Raw genomic sequence first — 23,862 nt, forward strand, 5'->3', positions numbered from 1 at the left:
TTTAGCGCGCTGCGGCGGGGCAGGCAATTGCGCGCGGTATGTCATCGGCGGTGTCTCACGCGCCTTCGCGTCGCAGCGGGCGGCTGAGCAGGGCCTGAATGGCCTGGGCGACCCCCGTCTCGCCCGCGACCAGCCGCGCGACGGTGTCGGTGATCGGCATGTCGATGCCCCCGGCGCGGGCCGCCTCGGCGATCACCGGCGCGCTGAACGCACCCTCGGCCACGGTGCGGCGGTCGCGCATCAGGACGGCGGCGCTTTCCCCGCGCCCGAGTCCCTGGCCGAGCGCGAAATTGCGCGAATTGGACGAGGTGCAGGTGAGGACGAGATCGCCGAGCCCGGCCAGTCCCGCGAGCGTTTCGGCCTGGGCGCCGCGCGTGAGGCCGAAGCGCGTCATCTCCGCGAAGCCGCGGCTGATTAGCGCGGCGCGCGCATTCAGCCCCAGCCCGGCCCCATCGACGATGCCGCAGGCGATCGCGAGGATATTCTTGACCGCCCCGCCGATCTCCGCACCGATCATGTCGGTCGAGGCATAGGGGCGGAAATGCGGGCGCGCGAGCGCGCGGGCCAGCGCATCGGCGAGCGCCGGATCGGCCGCGGCCAGCGTGATCGCGGTCGGTAGCCCGGCGGCGACCTCGTGCGCGAAGGTGGGGCCCGAGAGGACGGCGAGCGGCCGTTCGGGAAACAGCGCGCGGGCGATGTCGACCGGAAAGGCGAAGCTGCCCGCCTCCATCCCCTTGCTGCAGAAGATCAGCGGCGCGGTATCCATCGGCAGGTCGGCCAGGACGGCGCGCAGATAGGGCACGGGCACGACGATCAGCAGCGCGTCGAGGCCGGCGAGGTCAGCGAGAACGCCGGTCGCGCGCAGCGACGGCGAGAGCGGCGCGCCGGGCAGGAAGAGCGGATTGCGATGCTCGGCATTGATCGCCGCCGTCACCTCCGCCTCGCGCGCCCACAGCAGCACCGGAGCGCCGTCGGCCGCGAGCAATTGCGCGAGCGCGGTCCCCCACGCCCCCCCGCCGATAACGCCGAAGCGGGCGAAGGACGTCATGCCTTCACCCCGGCGCCGCGCACGGCCTCGGCGGCGGGATCGAGCGGCCAGCGCGGGCGCGCGGCGACGTCGAGCGGATCGGTCAGCCCGGCGGCGAAGCGCTCGGCGCCCGCCCAGGCGATCATCGCGCCATTGTCGGTGCACAGCCACAGCGGCGGCGCGACGAAGCGCCTGTCGAAGCGGTGCGCGAGGTCGGCGAGCGCGGTGCGGATCGCGCCGTTGGCGGCGACGCCCCCCGCGACGACGAAGGCGGTGGCCTGGGGGCAGGCAGCGAGCGCGATGCGGCTGCGGTCGACGAGGCAGTCGACGACCGCCTGCTGGAAGGAGGCGGCGAGGTCGGCGGTGCGATGCTCGCCCGAGGCCGCCGCGCGCGCGACCGCGCTCTTGAGCCCGGCGAAGGAGAAATGCGGCTCGGCGCTGCCGACGAGCGGACGCGGCAGCGGCACCGCGTGCGGGTCGCCGTCCCGCGCGATGCGTTCGACCGCCGGTCCGCCCGGATAGCCGAGCCCGAGCAGCTTTGCGGTCTTGTCGAACGCCTCGCCCGCCGCATCGTCGATCGTCGTCGCGAGGCGGCGGTAGGCGCCGACGCCCTCGACGAGCAGCAGCTGGCAATGGCCGCCCGAGACGAGCAGCAGCAGATAGGGAAATGCCAGCTCCGCATCGGTGAGGCGCGGGCTGAGCGCGTGGCCTTCGAGATGATTGACCGCGATCAGCGGCTTGCCCGCCGCGTGCGCGAGCGCCTTGCCGGTCACGAGCCCGACCATCACCCCGCCGATCAGGCCGGGACCGGCGGTCGCGGCGATCGCGTCGACGTCCGCCAGCGCGAGTCCCGCATCGGCGAGCACGGCTTCGACGAGCGGGGCGAGGCGGTCGACATGCGCGCGCGCCGCGATCTCCGGCACCACGCCGCCATAGGGGCGATGCTCGGCCTCCTGCCCGGCGACGCGATGCGCGAGGATGCGGCGGTTCGTGTCCACCAGGGCGGCCGCGGTTTCGTCGCAGCTCGATTCGAGGCCGAGGATCAGGGTCATATTGCTGCGCAACCCATACCCGCCCCTTTATCGGCAGGGCAAGCCGCGCCAGACCGATGACTTTGGATTGACTCTACTTCGTCATTGCGGGCCCCGGACCTGATCCGGGGGAAGCAATCCAGAGCGGTTTGCGCCTGCTCTGGATTGCCGCGCGGCTTCGCCGCTCGCAATGACGAATCCTTCTAATGCCATCATGGTCTATGGCCTGTGGGGATTCCGTTTTTTCGCAAAACAAAACCCCGTGCTCCCGCGAAGGCGGGAGCCCAGAGCGGAGGAAATCGGGGTTTGCGTTCCACCGCACCGGGTCCCCGCCTTCGCGGGGGCACGCCCCTATGCGCCCGCTCCGGGTGACTGGACTCTGATGATTTTGGATTGACCCTCTTCGTCATTCGCCGCTCGCAATGACGTTTCCATTCGATGTCATCATGGTCTAGCAGGCCGCATGACTTCGATCCCGCTTCCCACGCCCGCCAGCCCGCTGCGTATCGGCACCCGCGCCTCGCCGCTCGCGATGGCGCAGGCGAATCTCGCGGCGGCGGCGCTCGTCGCGGCGCACGGCCTCGACCCGCGCGCGCTCGAAATCCTGCCGATGACCGCGACCGGCGACAAGATCCAGGACCGCGCGCTGGCCGAGGTCGGGGGCAAGGCGCTGTGGACGCGCGAACTCGATATCGCGCTCGACGCGAAGGTCATCGACATGGCGGTGCATTCGCTCAAGGATGTCGAAACGCTGCGCGACGAGCGCTTCTTCCTCGCCGCGATGCTCGAACGCGCCGATCCGCGCGACCGGATGGTGGTGCCCGACGGCGGCACCGCGCGGACGATCGCCGACCTGCCGCACGGCGCGCGGCTGGGGACGAGCAGCCCGCGCCGCGCGGCGCAGGTGCGGCGCATCCGGCCCGACCTCGAAACCCCGCTGCTGCGCGGCAATGTCGCGACGCGGCTTGCCAAGCTCGCGGCGGGCGATGCCGATGCGACGCTGCTCGCCGCGGCGGGACTCGCGCGGCTCGGCATGGACGCGATCGGCACGGCGCAGCCGATCGACCTGCTGCTGCCCGCCGCCTCGCAAGGCGCGATCGGCATCGAATGCCGGGCGGAGGATGCCCCGCTGCGCGCGCTGATCGCCGCCGTCGATCATGCGCCGACGCATGCCGCGGTCGCCGCGGAGCGCGCGTTCCTTGCCGCGCTGGGCGGGGACTGCCGCTCGCCGGTCGCGGCGCATGCGCGCTGGCTGGACGATGGCGCGCTGCGCCTCGATGCCGAAATCTATTCGGAGGACGGCGCCGATCATGTCGCGGGCTGGACGCAGGTGGCCGGCCCCGCCGACGCCGCGACGCTGGCGCGGCGCCTGCTCGACGAGGCGCCCGATGCGGTGCGGCGGCTGTTCGCGGCATGACGGCCGCGCTGCCGCTGCTGGTGACGCGCGCCGACCCCGGCGGTGCGGCGACCGTGGCGCGCGCGCGGGCGATGGGGCTCGACGCGCGGCACCTGCCGCTGTTCGCGGCGCGCGCGCTGGGCTGGACGGTGCCCGATCCGGACGATTTCGACGCGCTGCTGGTGACGAGCGCGCAGGCGATGCGGCTGGCGGGGCCCGGGCTGGCGCGGCTTGCCGCGCTGCCGGTGCACGCGGTGGGGGCGCCCTCGGCCGCCGCGGCGACGGCGGCGGGCCTGCACGTCGCGGTCACGGGGGACAGTGACGGGCAGACGCTGATCGATGCCATGCCGTCACGGGGCGCCCGGCGCGTGCTGTGGCTGTGCGGGCGCGATCATTCGCCGCTGGTCGCCGGTGCGACCGTGCTGACGCCGCTTCCCTGCTATGCCGTCGATCCGGTCGATCCGCCGTCCGAATGGGCGGCGCTGATCGAAAGGCCCGCGGTGCTGCTCGCCTATTCGGGGCGCGCGGCCGCGCGAATCGCGGCGCTGACCGGGGGCGCGCGCGATCATCTGGCGCTGGTCGCGATCAGCGAATCGGTCGCTGCGCGCGCGGGCCGGGGATGGCGCGCGGTTTCACTCGCCGCGCGGCCCGATGACGCCGCGATGTTGGCAGAGGCGCATGCTTTGTGCCACAAGGGCGCGCACAGGGTCGTCTGAAAGAAGAATATGGCAATCGACAGCGACAAAATGGCGCGCGCCGAACCGAGTGTCCAGGGCCGGGGGCCGTCGTTGCGGATGCTCGCGATCGGGGCGCTCCTGCTGCTGCTGATCGGCCTGGTCGGCGGCGGCTGGGCGATGAGCCGGCTGATGACCGGCCGGCAGGCGCCGCCGGTGGCGAAGGTCCTCGAAGCGCCCGTTCCCGGCGGCGTGCCGGTGGCGGGCGGCGCCGACGAGGCGGCTGCGCCGGCTGCGGCGGCGAGCCAGCCGGCGCTCGTCGTCGCGCCGGTCGACGGCGCCAATGCGCTCGCGGCGCGGGTCGCCGAACTCGAACAAAGACTGTCGCGCATCACGATCGAGGCGGCGTCGGCGTCGGGCAACGCCTCGCGCGCGGAGGGGCTGCTCGTCGCCTTCGCGGTGCGCCGCGCGCTCGATCGCGGCCTGTCGCTCGGCTATCTCGACGCGCAGCTGCGCCTGCGCTTCGGCGACGATCAGCCCAATGCGGTCAAGACGATCATCGACACCTCGCGCGATCCGATCACGCTCGAACAGCTGCGCAGCGACCTCGACGGTCTGGCGCCGCAGCTCGTCGGGCGGAGCGACGGCAACGGCAATCTGTGGACCGGCATCAAGCGCGAGTTCGGCGAACTGTTCGTCGTGCGGCCGGCGGGCAGCCAGTCGACGCGCGCGTCGGAACGGCTCGACCGGGCGCGCCGCTATCTGGCGGGCGGGCAGGTGGACAAGGCGATCGAAGAGGTGCAGGCGCTGCCCGGTGCCGAGGCGGCGACCGAGTGGCTGATCGACGCGCGCCGCTATCACGAGGCGCGCCGCGCGCTCGACCTGATCGAAACCGCGGCGATATTGGAGCCGCGCGACGGCCAGGCCGCCGCGATGGTCCGCAAGCAGGCCGAAACCACGCCCTAGGATTTCCGGGCCGCACTCCAAAGGAACATCGCCATGGCTCTCGCCGACCCGCAGCGCTTTTTCCCGGGATGAGGCCGCTGGAAGGTCTGCGCGTCGTCGAGCTGGCGCGCGTGCTCGCGGGGCCGTGGTGCGGGCAATTGCTCGCCGACCTCGGCGCCGAGGTGGTCAAGGTCGAGCGGCCGGTCGCGGGCGACGACACCCGCCACTGGGGGCCGCCCTTCGTCACGGACGAGGACGGCGCGAATCTGGGCGCCGCTTATTATCACAGCTGCAACCGCGGCAAGCGCAGCGTCGCGATCGACATCGCGACCGCGCAGGGACAGGCCGAGGTGCGCGCGCTGCTCGCCGACGCCGATGTCGTGATCGAGAATTACAAGGTCGGCGGGCTGGTCAAATATGGGCTCGATCCCGCGCGGCTGCGCGCCGATTTCCCGCGCCTGATCGTCTGTTCGATCACCGGCTTCGGCCAGACCGGTCCCTACGCGCACCGCGCCGGCTACGACTTCATCGTCCAGGCGATGAGCGGTTTCATGTCGCTGACCGGCGAACCCGACGGAGCGCCGCAGAAGGCGGGGATCGCCTATGCCGACATCTTCACCGGCATGTATGCGACGGTCGCGATCCTCGCGGCGCTGCGGCGCCGTGACGTCACCGGCGCGGGCGCGCATGTCGATATGGCCTTGCTCGACGCGCAGGTCGCGGTGCTCGCGAACCAGGCCGCCAATTATCTGGCGAGCGGCGTGGCGCCGAAGCGCATGGGCAACGGCCACGCCAATGTCGTGCCCTATCAGGCGTTCGCGACCGCCGACGGCCAGCTCGTCGTCGCGGTCGGCAACGACGGGCAGTATCGCAAGCTCTGCGCGATCCTGGGCGAGCCGCAATGGGGCGACGACCCGCGCTTCGCGACCAACGCGGCACGGCTGGCCAACCGCGCCGAGCTGATCCCGCTGCTCGCGGCGAAGATCGCGACCTGGGAAGGCCAGCCGCTGTCGCTCGCGCTCGAGGCCGAAGGCGTGCCCGCCGGGCCGATCAACGACCTCGCCGGCGTCTTCGCCGACCCGCAGGTGATCGCGCGCGGGATGCGCTTCCGCCCCGAAGGCGCATCGATCGACGGCGTCGCGAGCCCGATCGTCATCGACGGCGAACGCATGGTCGCCGCGACCGCCGCGCCGCCGCTCGGCGGACACCCATAGAAAAAGGGGCGCCGCTACGGACGCCCCTTTCCCCCTTTTTGACGGTGCGGCGGGTCAGAATTTGACCGTGCCGGTGACGAAGACCTGCCGTGGGTTGCCGTAGAAGGCGGTCAGCACGCCCTCGTCGCCCAGCGTCGAGACGCCGGCGGCGTTCTGATAATTATAGCCCGAGGTGATATAGCGCTTGTCGGTCAGATTCTTGCCGTGCAGCCCGATCGAATAATCGCCGCCGTCGGCGGTCCAGACGAGGCTTGCGTCCCACAGCACATAGCCGGGCTGGTCGAGCGCCGGGATCGGCACCTCGAACTGATGCGTCTTGCTGCGATAGGTGAGGCCGGTCGAGGCATCGACCATGCCACCCATCGCGGGGATGCCCGCCGCGAGCGAGCCCATCGCCGTCCATTTGGGCGTGTTCTGGAACGTGCGCTGGTTGGCGACATCGTCGCCGGTGGGGCCGATGAAGCGCTTGTACTTGGCGTCGATATAGCCGAACCCGCCGTTGAAGCGGAAGGTCGAGCCGGCACCCGCGAAATCGCGCGCGAGGATGGCGTTCGCCTCGGCCTCGATGCCCTGAAGCCGCGCCTTCGCGGCATTGGTGGTGATGCCGCAGAAGGTCTGTACCCCGCCGACGGTGCAGCCCACCGAGCCGGGAATCTGCACATCCTTATAGTCCATGTAGAATCCGGCAAGGCTGAGCGTCAGGCGGCGGTCGAGCAGCGAGCCCTTGTAGCCGATTTCGTAGCTGTCGACCTTTTCGGGATCGAAGGCGAGGAAGTTGTAGATATCCTCATAGGTGCGGCCCGCCGAAGGGTTGCTGATCGGCGCCGACGTGCCCGATCCGCGCGGGTCGAAGCCGCCGCCCTTGAAGCCCTTCGAATAGGAGGCGTAGATCATGTTGTCGGCGTCGGGCTTGAAGCTCAGCGAAGCGCGCGGGGTGAATTCCTTGAACGTGCGCTCGCCCCGGAAATCGGTCGCGACCGCGATCGCGATCGGGTCGAGCGTGCCGCCGAATTCGGGCGACAGGCCGGTGATCCGGTTCGCCTTGTAGATGAAGGCATTGCGCTTGTCGTTCGTATAGCGGCCGCCGACCGACAGGCTGAGCTGGTCGGTGAAGTCGATGGTGGCGTCGCCGAACACCGACCAGGTGTTCGTCCGCACGTCGCCCGCCGTGTAGCCGTTGAGGCCGGGAAGCCCATAGAGGCGGTCGCCGGACAGCCCCAGCAGCACGTCGAACGAGGTCGCCGCCTTGGCATCGAGATAATAGAAGCCGACGAGGCCGTGCAGCCGGTCGCCCTCATAGAGAAGCTGGAATTCCTGGCTGAGCTGCTCGTTGCGATAGACGGCGGGCACGTCGACGTCGACCGACGGCAGCGCGTCGAAATCGATCGGCGTGAAGCTGGTGTCCTTGCGCCACGCGCTGATCGACCGCAGCGTCACCGTGTCGCCGAGTTCGGCCGAGACGTTCATCGCAAGGCCATAGGCCTTGACGTCCTGCCTGGGGTCGTTGAGCCCGGCGCGCGTGTCGTAGACATTGTCGAGCACCGGCGCGCCCGAGACGAGCCCGGGGATCAGGCGGTGGCCGTTACGCGGATCGGACTTGTCGCGCGTGTAGTCGCCCGAGATGCGGATGAGCACCGGCGCGCCGTTGCCGCCCATTTCGACCGTCGCGCGGCCGGCCCAGACGTCCTTGTTGTAGTTTTCCAGCCCCTTGATGTTCAGATTGTCGCCGAAGCCGCCGCGCGACAGGCGCGCGACCGAGCCGCCGACGCGGACGATGTCGCTGATCGGCGCGCTTGCGGTGACGACGAGGTCGGCCTGCTTGTAGGTGCCCAGCGTGCCGCGGATGCGCAGCTCGGGCGAATCGGGGTTGAGCGCGCGCGTCACATATTTGACGGCGCCGCCGATCGTGTTGCGGCCATAGAGCGTGCCCTGCGGACCGCGCAGCACCTCGATCCGCTCGACGTCATAGATGTCGAGAACCGCGCCCTGCGGCCGGTTCAGATAGACGTCGTCGAGATAGATGCCGATGCCCGCCTCGAACCCCGGCACCGGGTCCTGCTGGCCGACGCCGCGGATGAAGGCGGTGAGCGTCGAATTGGTGCCGCGCGAATTTTCCAGCGTCGTGTTGGGCGCCATGTTGGCGACGTCGGTGATGTCGATCGCCCCGGCCTTGGACAGCGTGTCCGCCGACAGCGCGGTGACGGCGATCGGCACGTCGATCAGCCGTTCGTCGCGGCGGCGCGCGGTGACGATGATTTCGGCGCTGTCGTCGTTGCTCGCGCCTTCGTCCTGCTGCGCGAAGGCGGCGGGGGTGAAGGCGAGCAGCGACAGCGCGCTGGTCGCGCAGATAGCAGTGCGGAGGCGGCGGGCGAACGGACGCATGTGACTCTCCCATGGACGGACGGCCCCTTGCCGTCCGTTTGATTTTTCGGGGCTGGCGCTTGCCAAGCCGCGAGCCACCCAATAATGAAAGTTGAACCGGGTTTCAACTTTGAACTTCAGCCCCGGTTTTTTTGCTTGTCAGCGATGCATAAAAGCCACGATGCAGAAAGGCCGGAGACTGGGGAGATGGAAGGCAGTCATGGATCGGGCGCAGACGGCGGGAGCCGAAGCCGGCAATCCGGATAACCCGGCCAATCCGGGCAATCCGGATAAGGCGCCGCGCACCGAGCGCGGCCGGCGCACGCTGCGCAAGCTGCTCGACGCTGCGGCGGTCGAGTTCGGCGAGCGCGGTTTTCACGACGCGTCGATCAGCGGCATCACCCGCCGCGCGGGAACCGCGCTCGGTAGCTTCTACACCTATTTCGATTCGAAGGAGGAGATCTTCCAGGCGCTCGTCCGTTACATGAGTGAGCAATTGCGCGATCATGTCACGCCGATCGTCCAGGCCGCGCCCGACGAGATCGCCGCCGAGCGCATCGGCCTCGAATCCTTCCTCGGCTTCGTGCGCGAGCATCGGGAAATCTATCGCATCATCGACGAGGCGGAGTTCGTCGATTACGCCAGTTACCGCCGCCACTATGAAACGACGGTCGAGCGTATCCGCCAGCGGCTGGCGAGCGGCGCGGCGCGCGGCGAGATTCGCGCCGACGCCGGCGAGGTCGCCGCCTGGGCGATCGCCGGCATGAACGTCTTCCTCGGCATGCGCTATGGCCTGTGGGACGCCGACGCCGATATCGAGGCGGTCGCGCGGACCGCGAACGACCTGCTGGCGAACGGGCTGGCGAAGCGCGATTGACGCGCCGGCGCGGTCCGCGCGCGGCGCATCCTTTAAGGCCTGTGGGGATTCGGCGTTCGGCACGCTGCCTCATCGATTCGTCATGCTGAACTTGTTTCAGCATCCATGGCCGGACCTTCCCTTTTGCGCCGCCTTTCAGACGAGGGCGGACCATGCCCCCCCGATCGGGTCCGGGGGCAGGCTCTGAAACAGGCTGGCATCTATACCCTTCAGTCAGGTCAGGCGCTGTTCCCCGGCGAAAGCCGGGGTCCAGATGGCACAGCGCCGCCCCGCATGGCCCCCGGCTTTCGCCGGGGAACGGTGACTTGTCGAAAGGGGATCATTGCCGGACAAGGTCAGGGTGGCGGAAAAGAGAAACCGTGCCGAAATCCGAATCCCCACGGGTCTTAGAGTATCCGTGATGGTCAAGCGCGTACTTTGACCCAGAGTCTATTGGCTTTGAGGAGAGCGTTTGCGGTGACGATGATTTTTCGCATGATAGCAGTGATGGCGACCTTTGGCGGTTTTCCGGCGGCGATGAGCTGTCGTGCGTTAAATCTGCATCACCCTTTCTGCCGTTCGTGCTGAGCTTGTCGAAGCACCGTCCTTCTTCTTGCGGCGCCGAAAGAAAGAACGGCCCCCTTGGGCAAACGGTTCAGATTTAATGCTCGATGCTCTAAAGCAGGAGCGAGTTCGGCGGCAGTCCGACGAGCGCGCGGCCATGCAGTTCGGTCGCGACGTCGAGGTCATAGACGATGTGGCTCTGCATGACCTGCACGTCGCGCAGCAGGCGCTGCATCGGGTTGTCGAGCGCATGGACGCTCGATCCCACCGCCTCGCAGCACGTCCGGACCGCCTCGACGCATTGCTGGACCGCGATGGCGATTTCGGCGCGAAGGCGGATGCGCTCGGTCGTCTGTTCGGGCTCGTCGATTTCGCCGATCGCCAGATTCTCCTTCGCGGCCCAGCGGATCGTGCGCTCGGCGGACCGCGCCAGCAGGTCGGCGCGCGCGAGGCGCATCTGCGCCGCGGGCTTTTCGACGCTGGCGTTGCCGCTGCCCATCTTGACATGGTTCTTCAGCCGCTCGCCGCACAGCGCGATCGCCTGCCGCGCGGCGCCGAGCGCCGGGATCGACGCGGTCACGCACAGATTGGGCAGCATCGGCGAGCCGTAAAGGCCGGGACCATAAAGTGCGCGGCCGTTGCCGCGCCCCGAACGGACCGGCTGCACCGCGAACTGATAGCCGGCGGGGACGAAGACGTCCTCGGCGACGATGTCGTTGCTTCCCGTCGCCGCCATGCCCGCCATGTGCCACGTGTCGATCACGCGCACCTGATCGGCGGGAAGCAGCATCATGCGCACGATCGGCGGCGCGCCCTCCCGCGCCTCCAGCGCGTTGAGCAGCACCCAGTCGGCGTGCATCACCACCGTGCCCCACTTCCAGCGGCCGGACAGGCGATAGCCGCCCTCGACCGGGGTCGCCGTTCCCGGCGGCGCGGCGACGCTGGGGGCGATGACGTAGGGGGTCCTGCCCCACACCTCGGCCTGCGTCGCTTCGGGCAGCTGCGCGATCAGCCAGTTATGCTCGGCGGCGAAGCAGGCGGTCCAGCCGGTCGAGGGACAGGCCTCGGCGATCGGCAGCGTCGCGCTGATATAGGTGTCGGGGTCGAACTCCAGCCCGCCGAAGCGCCGCGGCACGTAAAGATAGAAATAGCCACTGCGGCGCAGTGCATTCCATACCTCGTCGTCGGGACGCCGCTGGCGCTCGGCCGAGGCCGCGCGCGCGGCGACCAGCGGCTTTAGCGCGCGCGTGCGCTCGATCAGCCCCTCGGGGGTGATCGCGTCCAGTTCCTCGCGGCTCAGATAATCGTCGCCCGCCGGAATGCGGCGATCGGCCAGGGGTTCGGTCATCATCCTCTCCTTCCAATTTCCGGAGCGAGTCATAGTCACGCGCTCTATAATGTCAACTTAGTTGACTAATATTATAGGGGATGGCAAGGGAGGGCGATGGAAAAGCCGCAAACCACTCAGGAGATCGCCGCCGCGCTGCGCCTTGCGCTACGCGGGCTGGTGCGCCCCGTCGCGGTGCTCACCGCCGAGCATCGCGGCGTGCGCCATGCCATGGCCGCCACCGCTTTCTGCGAGGTGAGCATGGACCCGCCGTCGATGCTGGTGTGCATCAACCGGTCCAATGCCACCTATACCGCAGTGGCCGAGGGAACCGAGATCGGCCTCAGCCTGCTGTCGGAGGAGCAGGAAGAGGTGTCGCGCCGCTGCGGCGGCGGCGCGGCGGGCGAGGACAAGTTCGCGGTCGGCGAATGGCTGCTCGAGGCGGGAAAGCCGCCGCGGCTCGCCGACGGCTGCGCGGCGATGGTCTTGCGCATCGCCCAATGCGTCGACCACGGCACGCATGTCGTGGTGATCGGCGAGATCGTCGATATCGCCCACGGTGCGGCCCCGGCGCCGCTGGCCTTTCACGACGGCGCCTATTTCTTCCCGCTGACGCAGGCCGCGCTCAACCTGGTTGCGCAATCGCGCAAAACAGGCGAAGCGGACGGGATGAACGACGGTTATCTGATGATGGATCTGATGCGCGCCTTCTACTGGTTCGACGAAGGGTTGCAGTCAGCGCTCAAGGCGCGCGGCTGGCAGAGCATCTCGCGGTCGCAATCGTTCACGCTCGCCAATATCGCGCTCGGCATCCACCGGCCGTCCGACATCGCGCGCAACCTCGGCATCTCGCGGCAGGCGGTGAGCAAGATGCTCCAGGAAATGGGCGAACAGGGGCTGATCACCGTCGAACCGGACCCCGACGACAAGCGGGCCTCGCTCGTCGGTTTCAGCGAAAAGTCCGCGCAACTGCGCGCCGACGCGCTCGAGATTCTCATGCAGCTCGAACGCACGATCGGCGAGCGCATCGGCGCCCGCGCGCTGAAGGCGCTGCGCGCCGCGCTCGGCCAGGATTGGGGCGCGCTGCCCGCCTAGCGCCGGTCTCCGGCCAATATCCTGCTTGCCGGTCGCGCGCGCCTGCTGCGCCGCGCCGTCATTGACACGTCGCGCCGTCCCGATAATATTGTCAATTAAATTGACAAGAGGAATCATGGGATGAGGGTGAGCAACGCGCTCGTCCGGGCCGCGCGGGCGGCGCCGGACAGGATCGCCGCGATCGAGGGGGAGCGCGCTCTGACGTGGCGCGAGATCGCCGATCGCGTGGCGCGCATCGCCGCCGTCCTCGCCGATGCGGGAATCGATCCCGAGCGGCGCGTCGCGGTCCTCGCGCACAACGGCATCGCCTATTTCGAGGCGTGGTACGCGGTGCCGTGGTGCGGCGGCGTCCTCGTGCCGCTCAACACGCGGCTCGCCGTCGCCGAACTCGATTTCCAGCTTCGCGATGCGCAGGTGGGCCTTCTGCTTCACGATGCGGCGTTCGCGGGCGCGGCGGCGGAACTGCGCGCACGCGGCGCGGTCGCGCGTACCCTTTCGCTCGATGCGGAGCTGCCGGCGCTCGCCGCGGCGGCGGAACCGCGCGCCGAACATGACGGCGCGGGCGAACTCGCGGGCATCTTCTACACCGGCGGCACGACCGGGCTGCCGAAGGGCGTGATGCTCAGCCACGGCAATCTGACCGCGATGGCGATGAACCTTCTCGCGCATATCGATTTCGCCCCGGGCGACGTGCTCTTCCACGCCGCGCCGATGTTCCACCTCGCCGACATCGGCACGCTGTTCGGCACCATGGCCGCCGGCACCCATGTCTTTCGCCCCGCCTTCGATTGCGGGGCGATGCTCGCCGATTTCGCGCGCTTCGGCGTCACCCACTGCTTCACCGTCCCGGTGATGATCGAGCGGCTGACCCGCGAAGCCGCCGACCGCGGGCTCGACCTGTCGCAGCTACGCTACCTCGGCTATGGCGGGTCGCCGATGGCGGCCGCCTCGCTCGAAAGGGCGCGGCGCCAGTTTCCGGGGATTCGCTTCGTCCAGGGCTATGGCCAGACGGAATTCCCGGCCGCGACCTTCCTGTCGCCCGCGGATCACGCCGCCGACGCCGATCCCGCGCTGCTGCGCTCGTGCGGCCGGCCCTGCGTGGGGTACGACATCCGCATCCTCGACCCGCAGGGCCGCGAATGCGCGCCGGGCGAGGTGGGCGAGATCGTCGGGCGCGGCGACAATGTGATGATGGGCTATCTCGGCCGGCCGGAGGAAACCGCCGAGGTGCTGCGCGACGGCTGGCTGCACACGCGCGATGCGGGCTATCGCAACGCCGACGGCTATCTCTTCATCACCGACCGGCTGAAGGACATGATCGTCTCGGGCGCCGAGAATGTCTATTCGATCGAGGTCGAGAATGCGCTGTCCTATCACCCGGCGGTCATCGAAAGCGCGGTCATCGGTCTGCCCGACCCCGACTGGGGAGAGCGCGTCCACGCGATCCTGGTGGTGGCCGAAGGCGCCGAGCCCCCGGCCGGAGCCGATCTCGATAGCGTCTGCCGCGAACGGATCGCCGGATACAAGATTCCGAAAAGCTATGAATTCCTTGCCGAGCCGCTTCCGCGGTCCGCCGCCGGCAAGGTGCTGAAGCGGGCGCTCCGCGATGCGCGGATCGGCGATGCGCCATGACCACGACCACGGAAAGGACAAGCGACCCATGCTCGACACACGGACGAGGCCGTTCGATCTCACCCGGTCCGAAACCTTCCGCGACGGTCATCCCTTTGCCGTCTATGACGCGATCCGGGCGGCGGAGCCGGTCTATCGCAATCCCGGCGACGGCCGATCGCCGCCGATCTGGGTCCTGACGCGGCACCGGGACGTCGAGGCCGTTTCGCGCGACACCGCGAATTTCACCTCGACCCAGGGTTTCCGGGTCTTCGAGCAGGGCGGCGTCGCGGCCTTGAAGCCGCATATCCGCGAAGCGATCACCAGCACGCTGCTGACCATGGATCCGCCCGACCATACGCGAATCCGCCGGCCGATGCAGGCGCATTTCCTGCCGTCGGCGCTGCACCGGCTCGAGGCCCGGATCGACAGCTTCGTTCGCGACATGGTGGCGGCGCTGCCCGCCAACACGGAAATCGAGTTCGTCACGCGGGTGGCGGCGGTGGTCCCCATTCGCACGCTGTGCCTGCTGCTCGACATTCCCGAGGCCGACCGGGCGCGCGTCTTCGACTGGACGAACCGGCTGGTCGGCACGTCCGACCCCGAATATGGCGCGAGCGCCGAGGATTCGAACGCCGTGTTCGAGGAGGTCTTCGATTATGGCACCCGGCTTCTCGAACGCCGTTCGGCCGAGCCCGGCGACGACCTGCTGAGCGTGGTGGCGCAGATGTTCGGCGGCGAAGAGGCAGGGATGCGGAACGTCCGGCGCGGGATGTTCACCCTGCTGCTGGCAGCGGGCAACGAAACGACGCGCAATTCGCTGTCGGGCAGCATCGTCGCGCTGAGCGCCGCGCCCGACCAGCGGCGGATGCTCGCCGAAAATCCCGATCTGATCGCGCGGGCGATCCCCGAGTTGCTGCGCTTCGTCACCCCGGTCATCCAGATGATGCGCGTCGCCCGGTCGGACGTCGAGGTGGGCGGGCAACCGATCGCGGCCGGCGACCGCGTCGCCATGCTCTATGGCGCGGCCAACCGCGACCCCGAAATGTTCGACGATCCGCACCGGCTCGACATCGCGCGGCCGAACGCGGCGCGCCACCTGTCGTTCGGAATCGGCATCCACCATTGCCTCGGCGCGCGGATCGCGGCGCTGCAGCTGAATGCGATCCTGCGCGCGTTGCTGGGCCGGTTCCCCGAAATCGGCGCGGTGCGGGACCCGGCCTATCTTCAGAGCAATTTCGTGTGCGGGATCAAGCATCTCGCCGTTCATCTGGGCCCCGAGCGGCGTTGAAGGGGTTATCGGTTACCGCGGCGTCGCGGTAGCCCGCCCCGCGTCTCGTCAAGCGACTTAACCTTTCGGCGGCTGCCGTGTATCGCCGGGCCGGGCCGGGCGGCAGGGGATTTGCGTCGTGATCGAAACCGAATTTCTGTTCGTATCCCTGATGGAGGGGTTCGAATGGTTCGACGAAAGCCTGCAGCGCAGCCTGAAGGCGGCGGGCATTCCGCAACTGTCGCGAACCGAATCGATGATCATGATCCACGTCCAGATGAACATCGTGCGCCCCGCCGAAATCGCGCGCAACCTGCGCCTGACGCGGCAGGCGGTCCACCTGACCATCGGATCGCTCGTCAAGCGAGGCGTTTTCGAGCTGCGCCCCGATCCCGGCGACAAGCGGGTCAAGATCGTCGCGCTCACCGAAAAGGGGCGCTGGATGCGCAAGAATGCGAACCGCATCGTGCGCGAAGTGACCGACGTCCTGGCCTATCGCATCGGCCAGCAGCAGATCGATGCGCTGCGCAGCGCCTTCCGCCAGCCGTGGGGCGACCCCGTCACGCTCGATTCGAAGCCCGACCCCGAAGCGCCGCGCGATCAGGGCTGATCGAAGCGCGGCGCTCGCTTTTCGAGGAAGGCGGCCCGGCCTTCGCGAAAGGCGGGCTCGTTCCCCAGCAACAGCTGGTTGCGATCCTCCATCGCGAGCGCCGCCTCGAAACTCGGCGCGTCGAGGCTGTGGTTGAAGCATTGCTTCGTCATCCGCAGCGCCTCCGGCGCTGTCGCGCGCATCGCGGCGAGATAGGCTTCGGCGGTCGATTCCAGCGCCTCGGGCGCGACGACGTCGGACAGCAGGCCCAGCGTCAGCGCGCGGTCGGCGGACAGGTCGCGCCCGGTGAACAGGATCGAAGCGGCGGGGGAGGCGCCGATCAGCCGCGGCAGCAGATAGCTCGCCCCGACGTCGCAGCCTCCGAGGCCGACCTTGATGAAGGCGGCGCTCATCCGCGTGTCGGGGGTCGCGATGCGGATGTCGGCGGCGAGCGCGAGGACGAAGCCGCCGCCGGCCGCCGCGCCGTGCATCAGCGCGAGGATCGGCTGCGGGCAGCGGCGCATCGCCAGCATGATGTCGCGGATGTCGCGCTGGACATCCATCGCCTCGGCGAGCCCGCCCTCGGCGAAGCGCCGCGCCTGGTCGCTCGCCAGGTCGAGCCCCGCGCAGAAAGCCTGGCCGGCGCCGCGCAGCACGACGATGCGGCAGTCGCGGCGGCGATAGAGCCGCTCGAAATAGTCGCGCAGTTCGGCCGTCAGCCGGTCGTCGAGCGCGTTGAGCCGCCCGGGCCGGTTGAGCGTCACCCATTCGACGTCGCCGCGCCGTTCGATCAGCAGGGGTGCATCCGTGGTCATGCCCATATCCTGTCGGCCGGTCGGCTCAATAGCCGGCGAGATGGCCGTTGCCGCGCAGTTCGTAGCTGAAGGTCGAATCGAGATAGGGCAGCATCTGCTTGTCCCACGCCGCGAACTCGGCCTTCAGCGCGTCGAAGACGTCGGGGCGGACCGTCCGGAGGTTGGCGACCTCGCGCGGGTCGGCGGCGACGTCGAACAGGAACTCGTGCCCGCTCATCGCCAGATATTTCATCGCGCCGCGCATCGCCGCGCGCTGGTCCTGCGCCTTGTGGCGCCAGAAGAGCAGGCGGTCGGGCCCGGCGCTTCCGGCGGCCAGATCGGGCAGCAGGTCGCGCCCTTCGAGCCCGAGCCCGGCCGGCGCCTCCGCCCCGGCGGCGGCGAGCAGGGTCGGCACCCAGTCCATGGTGATGTTGGTCAGCGCGCTGCGGGTGCCGGCCGGGACGTGGCCCGGCCAGCGGAAGATCGCCGGGACGCGGATGCCCCCTTCGAGCAATTCGCCCTTCATGCCGCGGAACGGCCAGACCTTCGAGAAACGCTCGCCGCCGTTGTCGCTGGTGAAGACGACGATCGTGTTGCCGGCCTGCCCGCTCGCCTCGATCGCCTCGAGAATCCGGCCGACGCCGTCGTCGAGGCTCTTGACCATCGCCGCATAGACCGCGTTGCTGCCGCCGTCATAATGGAAGGAATCGCGGATCGTCTTCGCGACCGCCTCGTCCTCGGGCCCCTCCCACGGCCAGTGCGGCGCGGTATAATGGACGCTGAGCAGGAAGGGCTGCTTCGCCTGCGACAGCCGCGCCATCTCGTCGACGCTGCGCGCGGTGATCAGGTCGGTCAGATAGCCGTGGCGATGAATCTCGGTTTCGTCCTCCCACAGGTCGTGGATGAATTTGCCGCGAATCGTCATGCCATGCTGGAAATAGTCGGCGCCGCCCTGATAGATGCCGAAGAAGCGGTCGTAGCCGCTCCTGAGCGGGCCATATTGCGGCAGGCCGCCGAGGTGCCACTTGCCGACCAGCGAGGTCGCATAGCCCGCGCGCTTCAGCAGGCTGGGCAGGGTCGCGACCGACGGCGGCAGGCCGAGGTCGAGATGCACCCCCAGCGGCTCGTCGAGCCCGCCCGGCAGGCGATATTGATAGCGCCCGGTCATCAGCGCGAGGCGCGTCGGCGAACAGACGCTCGAATTGGAATAGGCCCGGTCGAGCGCGATCCCGCCCGCGGCGAGGCGATCGAGATGCGGCGTCTGGAAATCCTCGCGTCCGAAACAGCCGAGATCGGCAACGCCCAGATCGTCGGCGAGGATGAAGACGATGTTGGGCGCATCGCGCCGGGGGGATCGCGCGAAACCGGTCGCGCTCGCCATGCCGGCGACGACCGATGCCGCGCCTGCCTTCACCATGTTGCGCCGCGACCACATAAGACCTCCTCTTCCCGTCGATCCCCGTGTCTTTCCGGCTCCGATCGCCGCACGGGATAACGTAAAAAACTTTCACATACGTCATGGCGATCCGATTGATATGTCTCGCCAAATATGTCGGATTTCCGGCGTTTGTGCCGCTCGTCCAACGTGCGGACCACTGTAAAAAATGTCAAGCTACTTTACAATACTTAGACTTCAATCTAAGCTTCTCCCACAGGAATGCCAGAGGGGTCCGCCCCCGGGCAGTCGTGCAACGAAGGGTCGGCCCGATCGCAGGAGCCGGTTCCGAAAAGGGAGATGAGGGATGCAGGGAGTGACTGTCCGCACGGTTCGTCGTCGTGCTCTTCTGATTGCTTCGGTCGGCTCGGTCGCGCTCGGCGCGCCCGCGTTCGCGCAGCAGGCTGCCCCCGGAGCGGCGAGCAGCGACAATGTCATCGTCGTCACCGCGCAGAAGCGCGAGCAGGACATCCAGGACGTGCCGATCTCTATGTCGGTCGTCGGCGGCGAACAGCTCGCCGACATGGGCATCAAGGATTTCAACGAGCTCGATCGCTACGTCCCCAACCTCTATGTCCAGACGACGCCCGGCAACAATGCCTTCTACATTCGCGGCATCGGCTCGCAGCCCGGAAACCTCGCCTTCGAACAGACCGTCGGCCTGTTCGTCGACGGCATCTACGGCGGCCACGCGCGCCAGTTCCAGGCCCCCTTCCTCGACGTCGAGCGGATCGAGGTGCTGCGCGGGCCGCAGGGCGCGCTGGTCGGCAAGAACACCAGCGCCGGCGCGATCAGCGTCGTCAGCGCGAAGCCGACGCGCGATTTCCGCGGCCAGATCGACGCCAGCTATGAATTCGAGCTGGGTGGCGGGCGGCTGTTCGGCATGGTGTCCGGCCCGGTGTCCGACCTCGTCAGCGTCCGCCTCGCCGGCCAGTATGAAAAGTCCCACGGCTATGTCCGGAACCTGATCCAGGGCGGCAACGAGACCAAGCGCGAGGCCTGGTTCGGCCGCGCCTCGGTGCTGCTCGATTCGGGCGGGCCGGTCGATGTGCTGGTCAAGGTCGAGGGCGGCAAGGTCGACCTGACCGGCAACCCCGTCGAACGCTTCCTGACCCCCAACGACCCCGACCTCGAACGCTCGACGAGCGGCTTTCCCGGCTTCGTCGACAAGGATTACGACAACACGAAGAATTTCAACGCCTCGGCGACCGCCAATATCGAGATCGGCGACCATGTGCTGACCTCGATCACCGGCTATTCCGCCTACAGCTTCGAGAAGCGGCTCGACGCCGACTTCGGTCCCAGCCCCAGCTTCGCCTCGTCCTTCGGCGAGAATTTCGACCAGCTGTCGCAGGAAATCCGGCTCGCGTCGCCGACGAACGGCGCGCTCGAATATATCGTCGGCGGCTATTTCCATGTGAACGACTACGACCTGTTCCAGACCACGCTGATTGCGTTCGGCCCGTTCGACGGCCGCGCCGACCGCGTCTTCCGGCAGGAGAATGTCGTATGGTCGGGCTTCGGCAGCGCGACCTGGCACATCGGCGACACGCTGCGGCTGATCGGCAGCCTGCGCTACACCTATGACCGCAAGATCGCGGATCAGACGCGCGCGAACACCGGCGCCGTGCAGCCGACCTGGCTCGCCACGCCGCTGTCGGGCAAGCGGATCGAGCGCGAATGGGATCCGTCGGCCGCGATCCAGTGGGACGTCGTTCCCGATGCGATGCTCTATCTCTCCTACGGCCAGGGGTCGAAGGCGGGCGGCTTCATCGGCGCGCAGTCGACGACGACCGCGGCGCAGTTCGAGATCGAGCCCGAAAGCGCCGAAACGATCGAGGCGGGTGCCAAGGTGGCGCTGTTCGACCGCCGGCTGCGCTTCAACATCTCGGCCTATCGCACCATCTTCAAGAATCTCCAGGTCAGTTCGTTCGACGCGGTCTCGACCGCCTTCATCACGACCAACGCGGGCAAGGCGCGCAGCCAGGGCTTCGAAAGCGATTTCATCCTGGACGTGGCCGACGGCGTCTCGCTCACCGGCTCGCTCGCCTATCTCGATTCGACCTATCTCGATTTCCTCGGCGCGCCCTGTCCGTTCGACAATCCGACCTGCGTCCCGGCGAACAACAACGCCGCGGGCCGCCCATTGCCGCGCGCGCCGAGATGGAGCGGAACGCTGTTCGCCGATATCGCGCTGCCCGTCAGCGGCGCGATCGACTTCATCGCCAACGGCGGCATGACCTTCCGCAGCAACACCTATCTGGAGGAAAGCTACAACCCCGACGCGGTCCAGCGCAGCTTCGCCAAGCTCGACCTGCGCCTCGGCGTCCGCTCGTCGGACAAGGCGTGGGAACTGGCGCTGGTCGGAAAGAATCTGACCAACAAGCTGACCGGCTCGCACGCCTTCAACACGCCGCTGGCGGCGGGGATCATTTCCAAGTTCATCAATCCGCCGCGGACGATCGCCGTCCAGGCGAAACTCAACTTCTGACGCGGCGGGGGCGGACGTGACGGTCGCGGCGGCTCCATCGCCGGCTCCTTCGGCAGACGCGGCGGTGGGGGCGACCGGGCGCTTCGACCTGGTCGATCCCGACTGCTTCCGCGCCGGCCACCCGCATGCCGCATACGATGCGTTGCGGCGGCAGGGGCCCGTCGTGCCGGTCGAAGGCGCCGACGGCGAGCGGCTGTGGCTCGCCACCGATCACGAGGCGATCCGGGCGATCAGCGCCGACAGCGCGCATTTCAGCACCGCGCGCGGCTTTCGCGTCCACACCGCGCACCGCGCGTCGATGGACCCGGAAATCGGCAAGGTGCTCAGCCGCTTCATGCTGTCGATGGACGAGCCGGAGCATGCGCCGTTCCGCCGGCTGGTCACGCCCTTCTTCATGCCGTCGGGCATCGCCGCGGTCGAACCGCTCGTGCGGCAGGGCGTCGACCGGCTGATGGCCGGACTCGCCGGCCGCGACCGGGTGGAGTTCGTCGAAGAGATCGGCGCGCGGGTGCCGATCAGCACGATCTGCGCGATCATCGGCGTGCCGCCCGAGGACGAATGGCGCGTCTTCGAATTCACCAACGCGGTCTTCGGCACCGACGATCCCGAACTCGCGCCGTCGAAGGCGGTGGCGAACGAGCGCTACCTCGCCATCTTCGACTATGGCTGGTCACTGCTCGAAAGCCGCCGCCGCGAACCGCGCGACGATGTGATCAGCTGCATCGCGCACGCGACGCTGCCCGACGGACGGCCGCTCAGCCGCACCGAGCAGGTCAGCTATTTCTCCAACCTGATCGCCGCGGGCAACGAAACGACGCGCAGTTCGCTGTCGGGCGCGATCTGGCTGCTCGCGAACCATCCCGACCAGCGGCGCGCGCTGGTCGACGACCCCGCGCTGATCCCGCGCGCGGTGCAGGAGATCCTGCGCCGCTTCAGTCCCGTCATCCACATGGCGCGGACCGCGACGCGGGACGTCGAGGTCGGACCGGCGCAGGTCGCGGCGGGCGAGCGCGTCGCGATGCTCTATGGCGCGGCCAATCACGATCCCGCGCTGTTCGCCGATCCCTATGCGCTCGACATCGGCCGCGCCAACGCCAACCGGCACATCGCCTTCGGCTATGGCATCCACCACTGCCTCGGCTCGCGGCTTGCGATGCTCCAGCTCTCGCTGATCCTCGAGGCGTTGCTGCGCCGCTTTCCCCGCTACGAGGTCGTGTCGGACCCCACCTATATCCGTTCCAATTTCGTCCTCGCCATGAAGCGGCTGGACATATCGCTGTCGCCGGGCGGCCGCTGACGGCATCGCGCAAGGAGGCCCTATGACATCCATCGAACCCAGGCCGATCGTCGGCGTCCACCACGCCGCCTTTCGCTGCCGCGATGCCGAACAGACGATCTGGTTCTACCGCGACGTGCTGGGGCTCGCCGATCCGACCGGCATCATCGTCGAGGAGGTGCCCGGCAGCGGCGCCGACGATCCCTATCTGCATGTCTTCTTCCGCATGCGGAACGGCGAACATATCGCCTTCTTCGACGCCCCCGGATCGGCCGACCCGGCGTGGTTCGCGCGCAAGGACAGCTTCGACATGCACTGGGCGTTCGAGGTCGGGGGCGAGGACGACCTGATCGCGATGCGCGACCGCATCCGCGCCCACGGCGTCACCGCGCACGGACCGATCGACCATCATTTCGTCCGCTCCATCTACATGTACGACCCCAACGGCATCCAGATCGAGCTGACGTACCGCACCGCCGATCACGACCGCATCCTCGACGAGGAGCAGCGCAACTTCGGGCAGACGCTCGCCCGGTGGAGCGAGCGCACGCGCGCGGCGAAGGAAGCGAAATTCGGCGCCGAGGCGCTCGACCGCCGCAGCCGCGGCGACGCGTGAGGGGGAACCGGCATGAAATATGAACGCATTCCCTATCTGGTCGTCTTCGACGAGGTCAGCGCCTTCAAGGACACTTATGGCGGGCAGATCGGCAAGGTCGCGATCGAGGCGCATCTGCTGAGGCCCGAGGTGCCGTCGGACAGCGTCGTCATCTTCTCGCACCCGATCGGCGGCGGCGCCTGGCTGCCGCTGGTCAGCACGCTGGCGAAGCGCGGCGTCCACACCATCTATTGCAACACCCGCTATCGCGGCAACGACACGGCGCTGATCATGGAACGCGCGGTCATGGATTTCGCCGCCTGCATCCGCGATGCGAAGGAACGGCTGGGCTACAGCAAGGTCTATCTCGGCGGCTGGTCGGGGGGCGGCGCGCTGTCGATGTTCTACCAGGCCGAGGCGCAGGACCCGCGCGTCACGCACACGCCCGCGGGCGATCCCTACGACCTGACCGCAGCGAAGTTCATTCCCGCCGACGGCGTGCTGCTGCTCGCCGCGCATCTGTCGCGCAACCTGACGCTTACCGAATGGCTCGATCCGTCGATCACCGACGAGACGCGGCCCTTCGACCGCGATGCCCGGCTCGACCTCTATGCCGCGGATGGACCCAGGCCGCCTTATTCGGCGGCGTTCGTCGCCGAATATCGCGCGGCACAGATCGCGCGCAACCGGCGCATCACGGCGTGGGCGAAACAGGAACTGGCGGCGCTGAAGGTGGCGGGGCTCGCCGATCACGAACGCTGCTTCACCGTGCAGGGGACGATGGCCGACCCGCGCTTCCTCGACCCGACGCTCGACCCCAGCGACCGCAGGCCGAACTGGTGCATGCTGGGCGACCCGAAGGTCGTCAACGACGGCCCGGTCGGCCTTGCCCGCTTCACCACGCTGCGCAGCTGGCTGTCGCAATGGGCCTATGACGAATCCAACGCCGACGGCCTCAAATGCGCCGCGCGCATCGCCTGCCCGATGCTGGTGATCGAGAACAGCGCCGACGACGCCTGCACGCCCAGCCACGCGGCGCGGCTGATGGACGCCGCGGTCCATTGCACCAAGGACCATCACGTGATCGATGGCGCCAACCATTATTATTTCGGGCAGCCCGAACTGGCACAGCAGGCCGCCGACATCGTCCACGACTGGATTGCGGCGCAGCGGTGAAGGCCGATATTCCGGGATGGCTTTTAGCGGTGTGGCGCGCCACGCAGTCTGGAGCGAACGGGTCTCCGTCGGAAATTCCCTGTTTCTGAGGAATTAACAGGGAAATTATCAATTTTCTGGCGGGAGCTTAGGCCG

General features: G+C 68.5%; 19 protein-coding genes. 13 read left to right on the top strand and 6 right to left on the bottom strand.

Annotated elements, in window-relative coordinates:
- Positions 1–55: 55 nt before the first annotated feature.
- Positions 56–1,048, bottom strand: coding sequence for an NAD(P)H-dependent glycerol-3-phosphate dehydrogenase (locus ABS88_RS18005; RefSeq protein ID WP_076073369.1), 993 nt, complete (start codon positions 1,046–1,048; stop codon positions 56–58).
- Positions 1,045–2,079 carry a tRNA (adenosine(37)-N6)-threonylcarbamoyltransferase complex transferase subunit TsaD gene (tsaD, locus tag ABS88_RS18010; protein WP_076077396.1) on the bottom strand — a complete coding sequence of 345 codons (1,035 nt, stop codon included), beginning with the start codon at positions 2,077–2,079 and terminating at the stop codon, positions 1,045–1,047. The genes ABS88_RS18005 and tsaD overlap by 4 nt, the downstream gene beginning before the upstream one ends.
- 442 nt (positions 2,080–2,521) lie before the next feature.
- Between tsaD and hemC the strand changes: the two genes are divergently transcribed.
- From hemC to ABS88_RS18030, 4 genes are all read left to right on the top strand, one after another.
- Positions 2,522–3,475 (top strand): hydroxymethylbilane synthase, encoded by a 954-nt coding sequence (gene hemC, locus ABS88_RS18015; RefSeq protein WP_067113800.1) that lies wholly within the window; start codon positions 2,522–2,524, stop codon positions 3,473–3,475.
- Positions 3,472–4,170 (top strand): uroporphyrinogen-III synthase, encoded by a 699-nt coding sequence (locus tag ABS88_RS18020; protein WP_076073367.1) that lies wholly within the window; start codon positions 3,472–3,474, stop codon positions 4,168–4,170. Before hemC ends, ABS88_RS18020 begins: the two co-directional genes overlap by 4 nt.
- 9 nt (positions 4,171–4,179) lie before the next feature.
- Positions 4,180–5,094, top strand: a complete 915-nt coding sequence (locus ABS88_RS18025; protein ID WP_076073366.1) for a mitofilin family membrane protein — start codon at positions 4,180–4,182, stop codon at positions 5,092–5,094.
- Positions 5,095–5,162: 68 nt separating this feature from the next.
- Positions 5,163–6,287 carry a CaiB/BaiF CoA transferase family protein gene (locus tag ABS88_RS18030; RefSeq protein WP_104960196.1) on the top strand — a complete coding sequence of 375 codons (1,125 nt, stop codon included), beginning with the start codon at positions 5,163–5,165 and terminating at the stop codon, positions 6,285–6,287.
- Positions 6,288–6,341: 54 nt separating this feature from the next.
- On the opposite strand, the gene ABS88_RS18035 is transcribed toward ABS88_RS18030, so the two are convergent.
- On the bottom strand, positions 6,342–8,669 hold the full coding sequence (locus ABS88_RS18035; RefSeq protein WP_104960195.1) for a TonB-dependent receptor: 2,328 nt from the start codon (positions 8,667–8,669) through the stop codon (positions 6,342–6,344).
- Between the two features lie 199 nt (positions 8,670–8,868).
- On the opposite strand from ABS88_RS18035, the gene ABS88_RS18040 reads away from it, so the two are divergent.
- Entirely contained in the window at positions 8,869–9,525 is a 657-nt protein-coding gene (locus ABS88_RS18040) for a TetR/AcrR family transcriptional regulator (protein ID WP_234002533.1), read from the top strand.
- A 655-nt stretch (positions 9,526–10,180) separates the two neighbouring features.
- Here ABS88_RS18040 and ABS88_RS18045 read toward each other — a convergent pair.
- The gene (locus tag ABS88_RS18045; RefSeq protein WP_207797328.1) at positions 10,181–11,416 is read right to left on the bottom strand and encodes an acyl-CoA dehydrogenase family protein; all 1,236 of its coding nucleotides are present in this window, start codon (positions 11,414–11,416) and stop codon (positions 10,181–10,183) included.
- Between the two features lie 96 nt (positions 11,417–11,512).
- Between ABS88_RS18045 and ABS88_RS18050 the strand changes: the two genes are divergently transcribed.
- The 4 genes from ABS88_RS18050 (at position 11,513) to ABS88_RS18065 (ending at position 15,981) form a co-directional block, all read left to right on the top strand.
- Complete coding sequence (locus ABS88_RS18050) at positions 11,513–12,490, top strand: flavin reductase (RefSeq protein ID WP_286750252.1); 978 nt, start codon at positions 11,513–11,515, stop codon at positions 12,488–12,490.
- A gap of 120 nt (positions 12,491–12,610) precedes the next feature.
- Positions 12,611–14,122, top strand: a complete 1,512-nt coding sequence (locus tag ABS88_RS18055) for an AMP-binding protein (RefSeq protein WP_286750253.1) — start codon at positions 12,611–12,613, stop codon at positions 14,120–14,122.
- 28 nt (positions 14,123–14,150) lie between these two features.
- A complete protein-coding gene (locus tag ABS88_RS18060; protein ID WP_158682362.1) occupies positions 14,151–15,392 on the top strand; it encodes a cytochrome P450 in 1,242 nt (413 codons plus the stop codon).
- Between the two features lie 118 nt (positions 15,393–15,510).
- Positions 15,511–15,981 (top strand): MarR family winged helix-turn-helix transcriptional regulator, encoded by a 471-nt coding sequence (locus tag ABS88_RS18065; RefSeq protein WP_067109418.1) that lies wholly within the window; start codon positions 15,511–15,513, stop codon positions 15,979–15,981.
- Here the strand turns inward: ABS88_RS18065 and ABS88_RS18070 are convergent.
- Complete coding sequence (locus tag ABS88_RS18070; protein WP_076077389.1) at positions 15,972–16,775, bottom strand: enoyl-CoA hydratase/isomerase family protein; 804 nt, start codon at positions 16,773–16,775, stop codon at positions 15,972–15,974. The genes ABS88_RS18065 and ABS88_RS18070 overlap by 10 nt on opposite strands.
- A gap of 25 nt (positions 16,776–16,800) precedes the next feature.
- Entirely contained in the window at positions 16,801–18,189 is a 1,389-nt protein-coding gene (locus ABS88_RS18075; protein ID WP_286750254.1) for a sulfatase-like hydrolase/transferase, read from the bottom strand.
- A 316-nt stretch (positions 18,190–18,505) separates the two neighbouring features.
- On the opposite strand from ABS88_RS18075, the gene ABS88_RS18080 reads away from it, so the two are divergent.
- Genes ABS88_RS18080 through ABS88_RS18095 form a run of 4 tightly spaced genes read left to right on the top strand, consistent with a single transcriptional unit; the run spans position 18,506 to position 23,727 of the window.
- Positions 18,506–20,680 carry a TonB-dependent receptor gene (locus tag ABS88_RS18080; RefSeq protein WP_286750255.1) on the top strand — a complete coding sequence of 725 codons (2,175 nt, stop codon included), beginning with the start codon at positions 18,506–18,508 and terminating at the stop codon, positions 20,678–20,680.
- A gap of 16 nt (positions 20,681–20,696) precedes the next feature.
- The gene (locus tag ABS88_RS18085; protein ID WP_156483054.1) at positions 20,697–21,977 is read left to right on the top strand and encodes a cytochrome P450; all 1,281 of its coding nucleotides are present in this window, start codon (positions 20,697–20,699) and stop codon (positions 21,975–21,977) included.
- A gap of 22 nt (positions 21,978–21,999) precedes the next feature.
- Complete coding sequence (locus ABS88_RS18090; protein WP_067109407.1) at positions 22,000–22,572, top strand: VOC family protein; 573 nt, start codon at positions 22,000–22,002, stop codon at positions 22,570–22,572.
- Positions 22,573–22,584: 12 nt separating this feature from the next.
- Entirely contained in the window at positions 22,585–23,727 is a 1,143-nt protein-coding gene (locus ABS88_RS18095; RefSeq protein ID WP_067109405.1) for an alpha/beta hydrolase family protein, read from the top strand.
- The last annotated feature ends 135 nt before the right edge of the window (positions 23,728–23,862 follow it).

The organism is Sphingopyxis sp. SCN 67-31 (assembly GCF_001725095.1).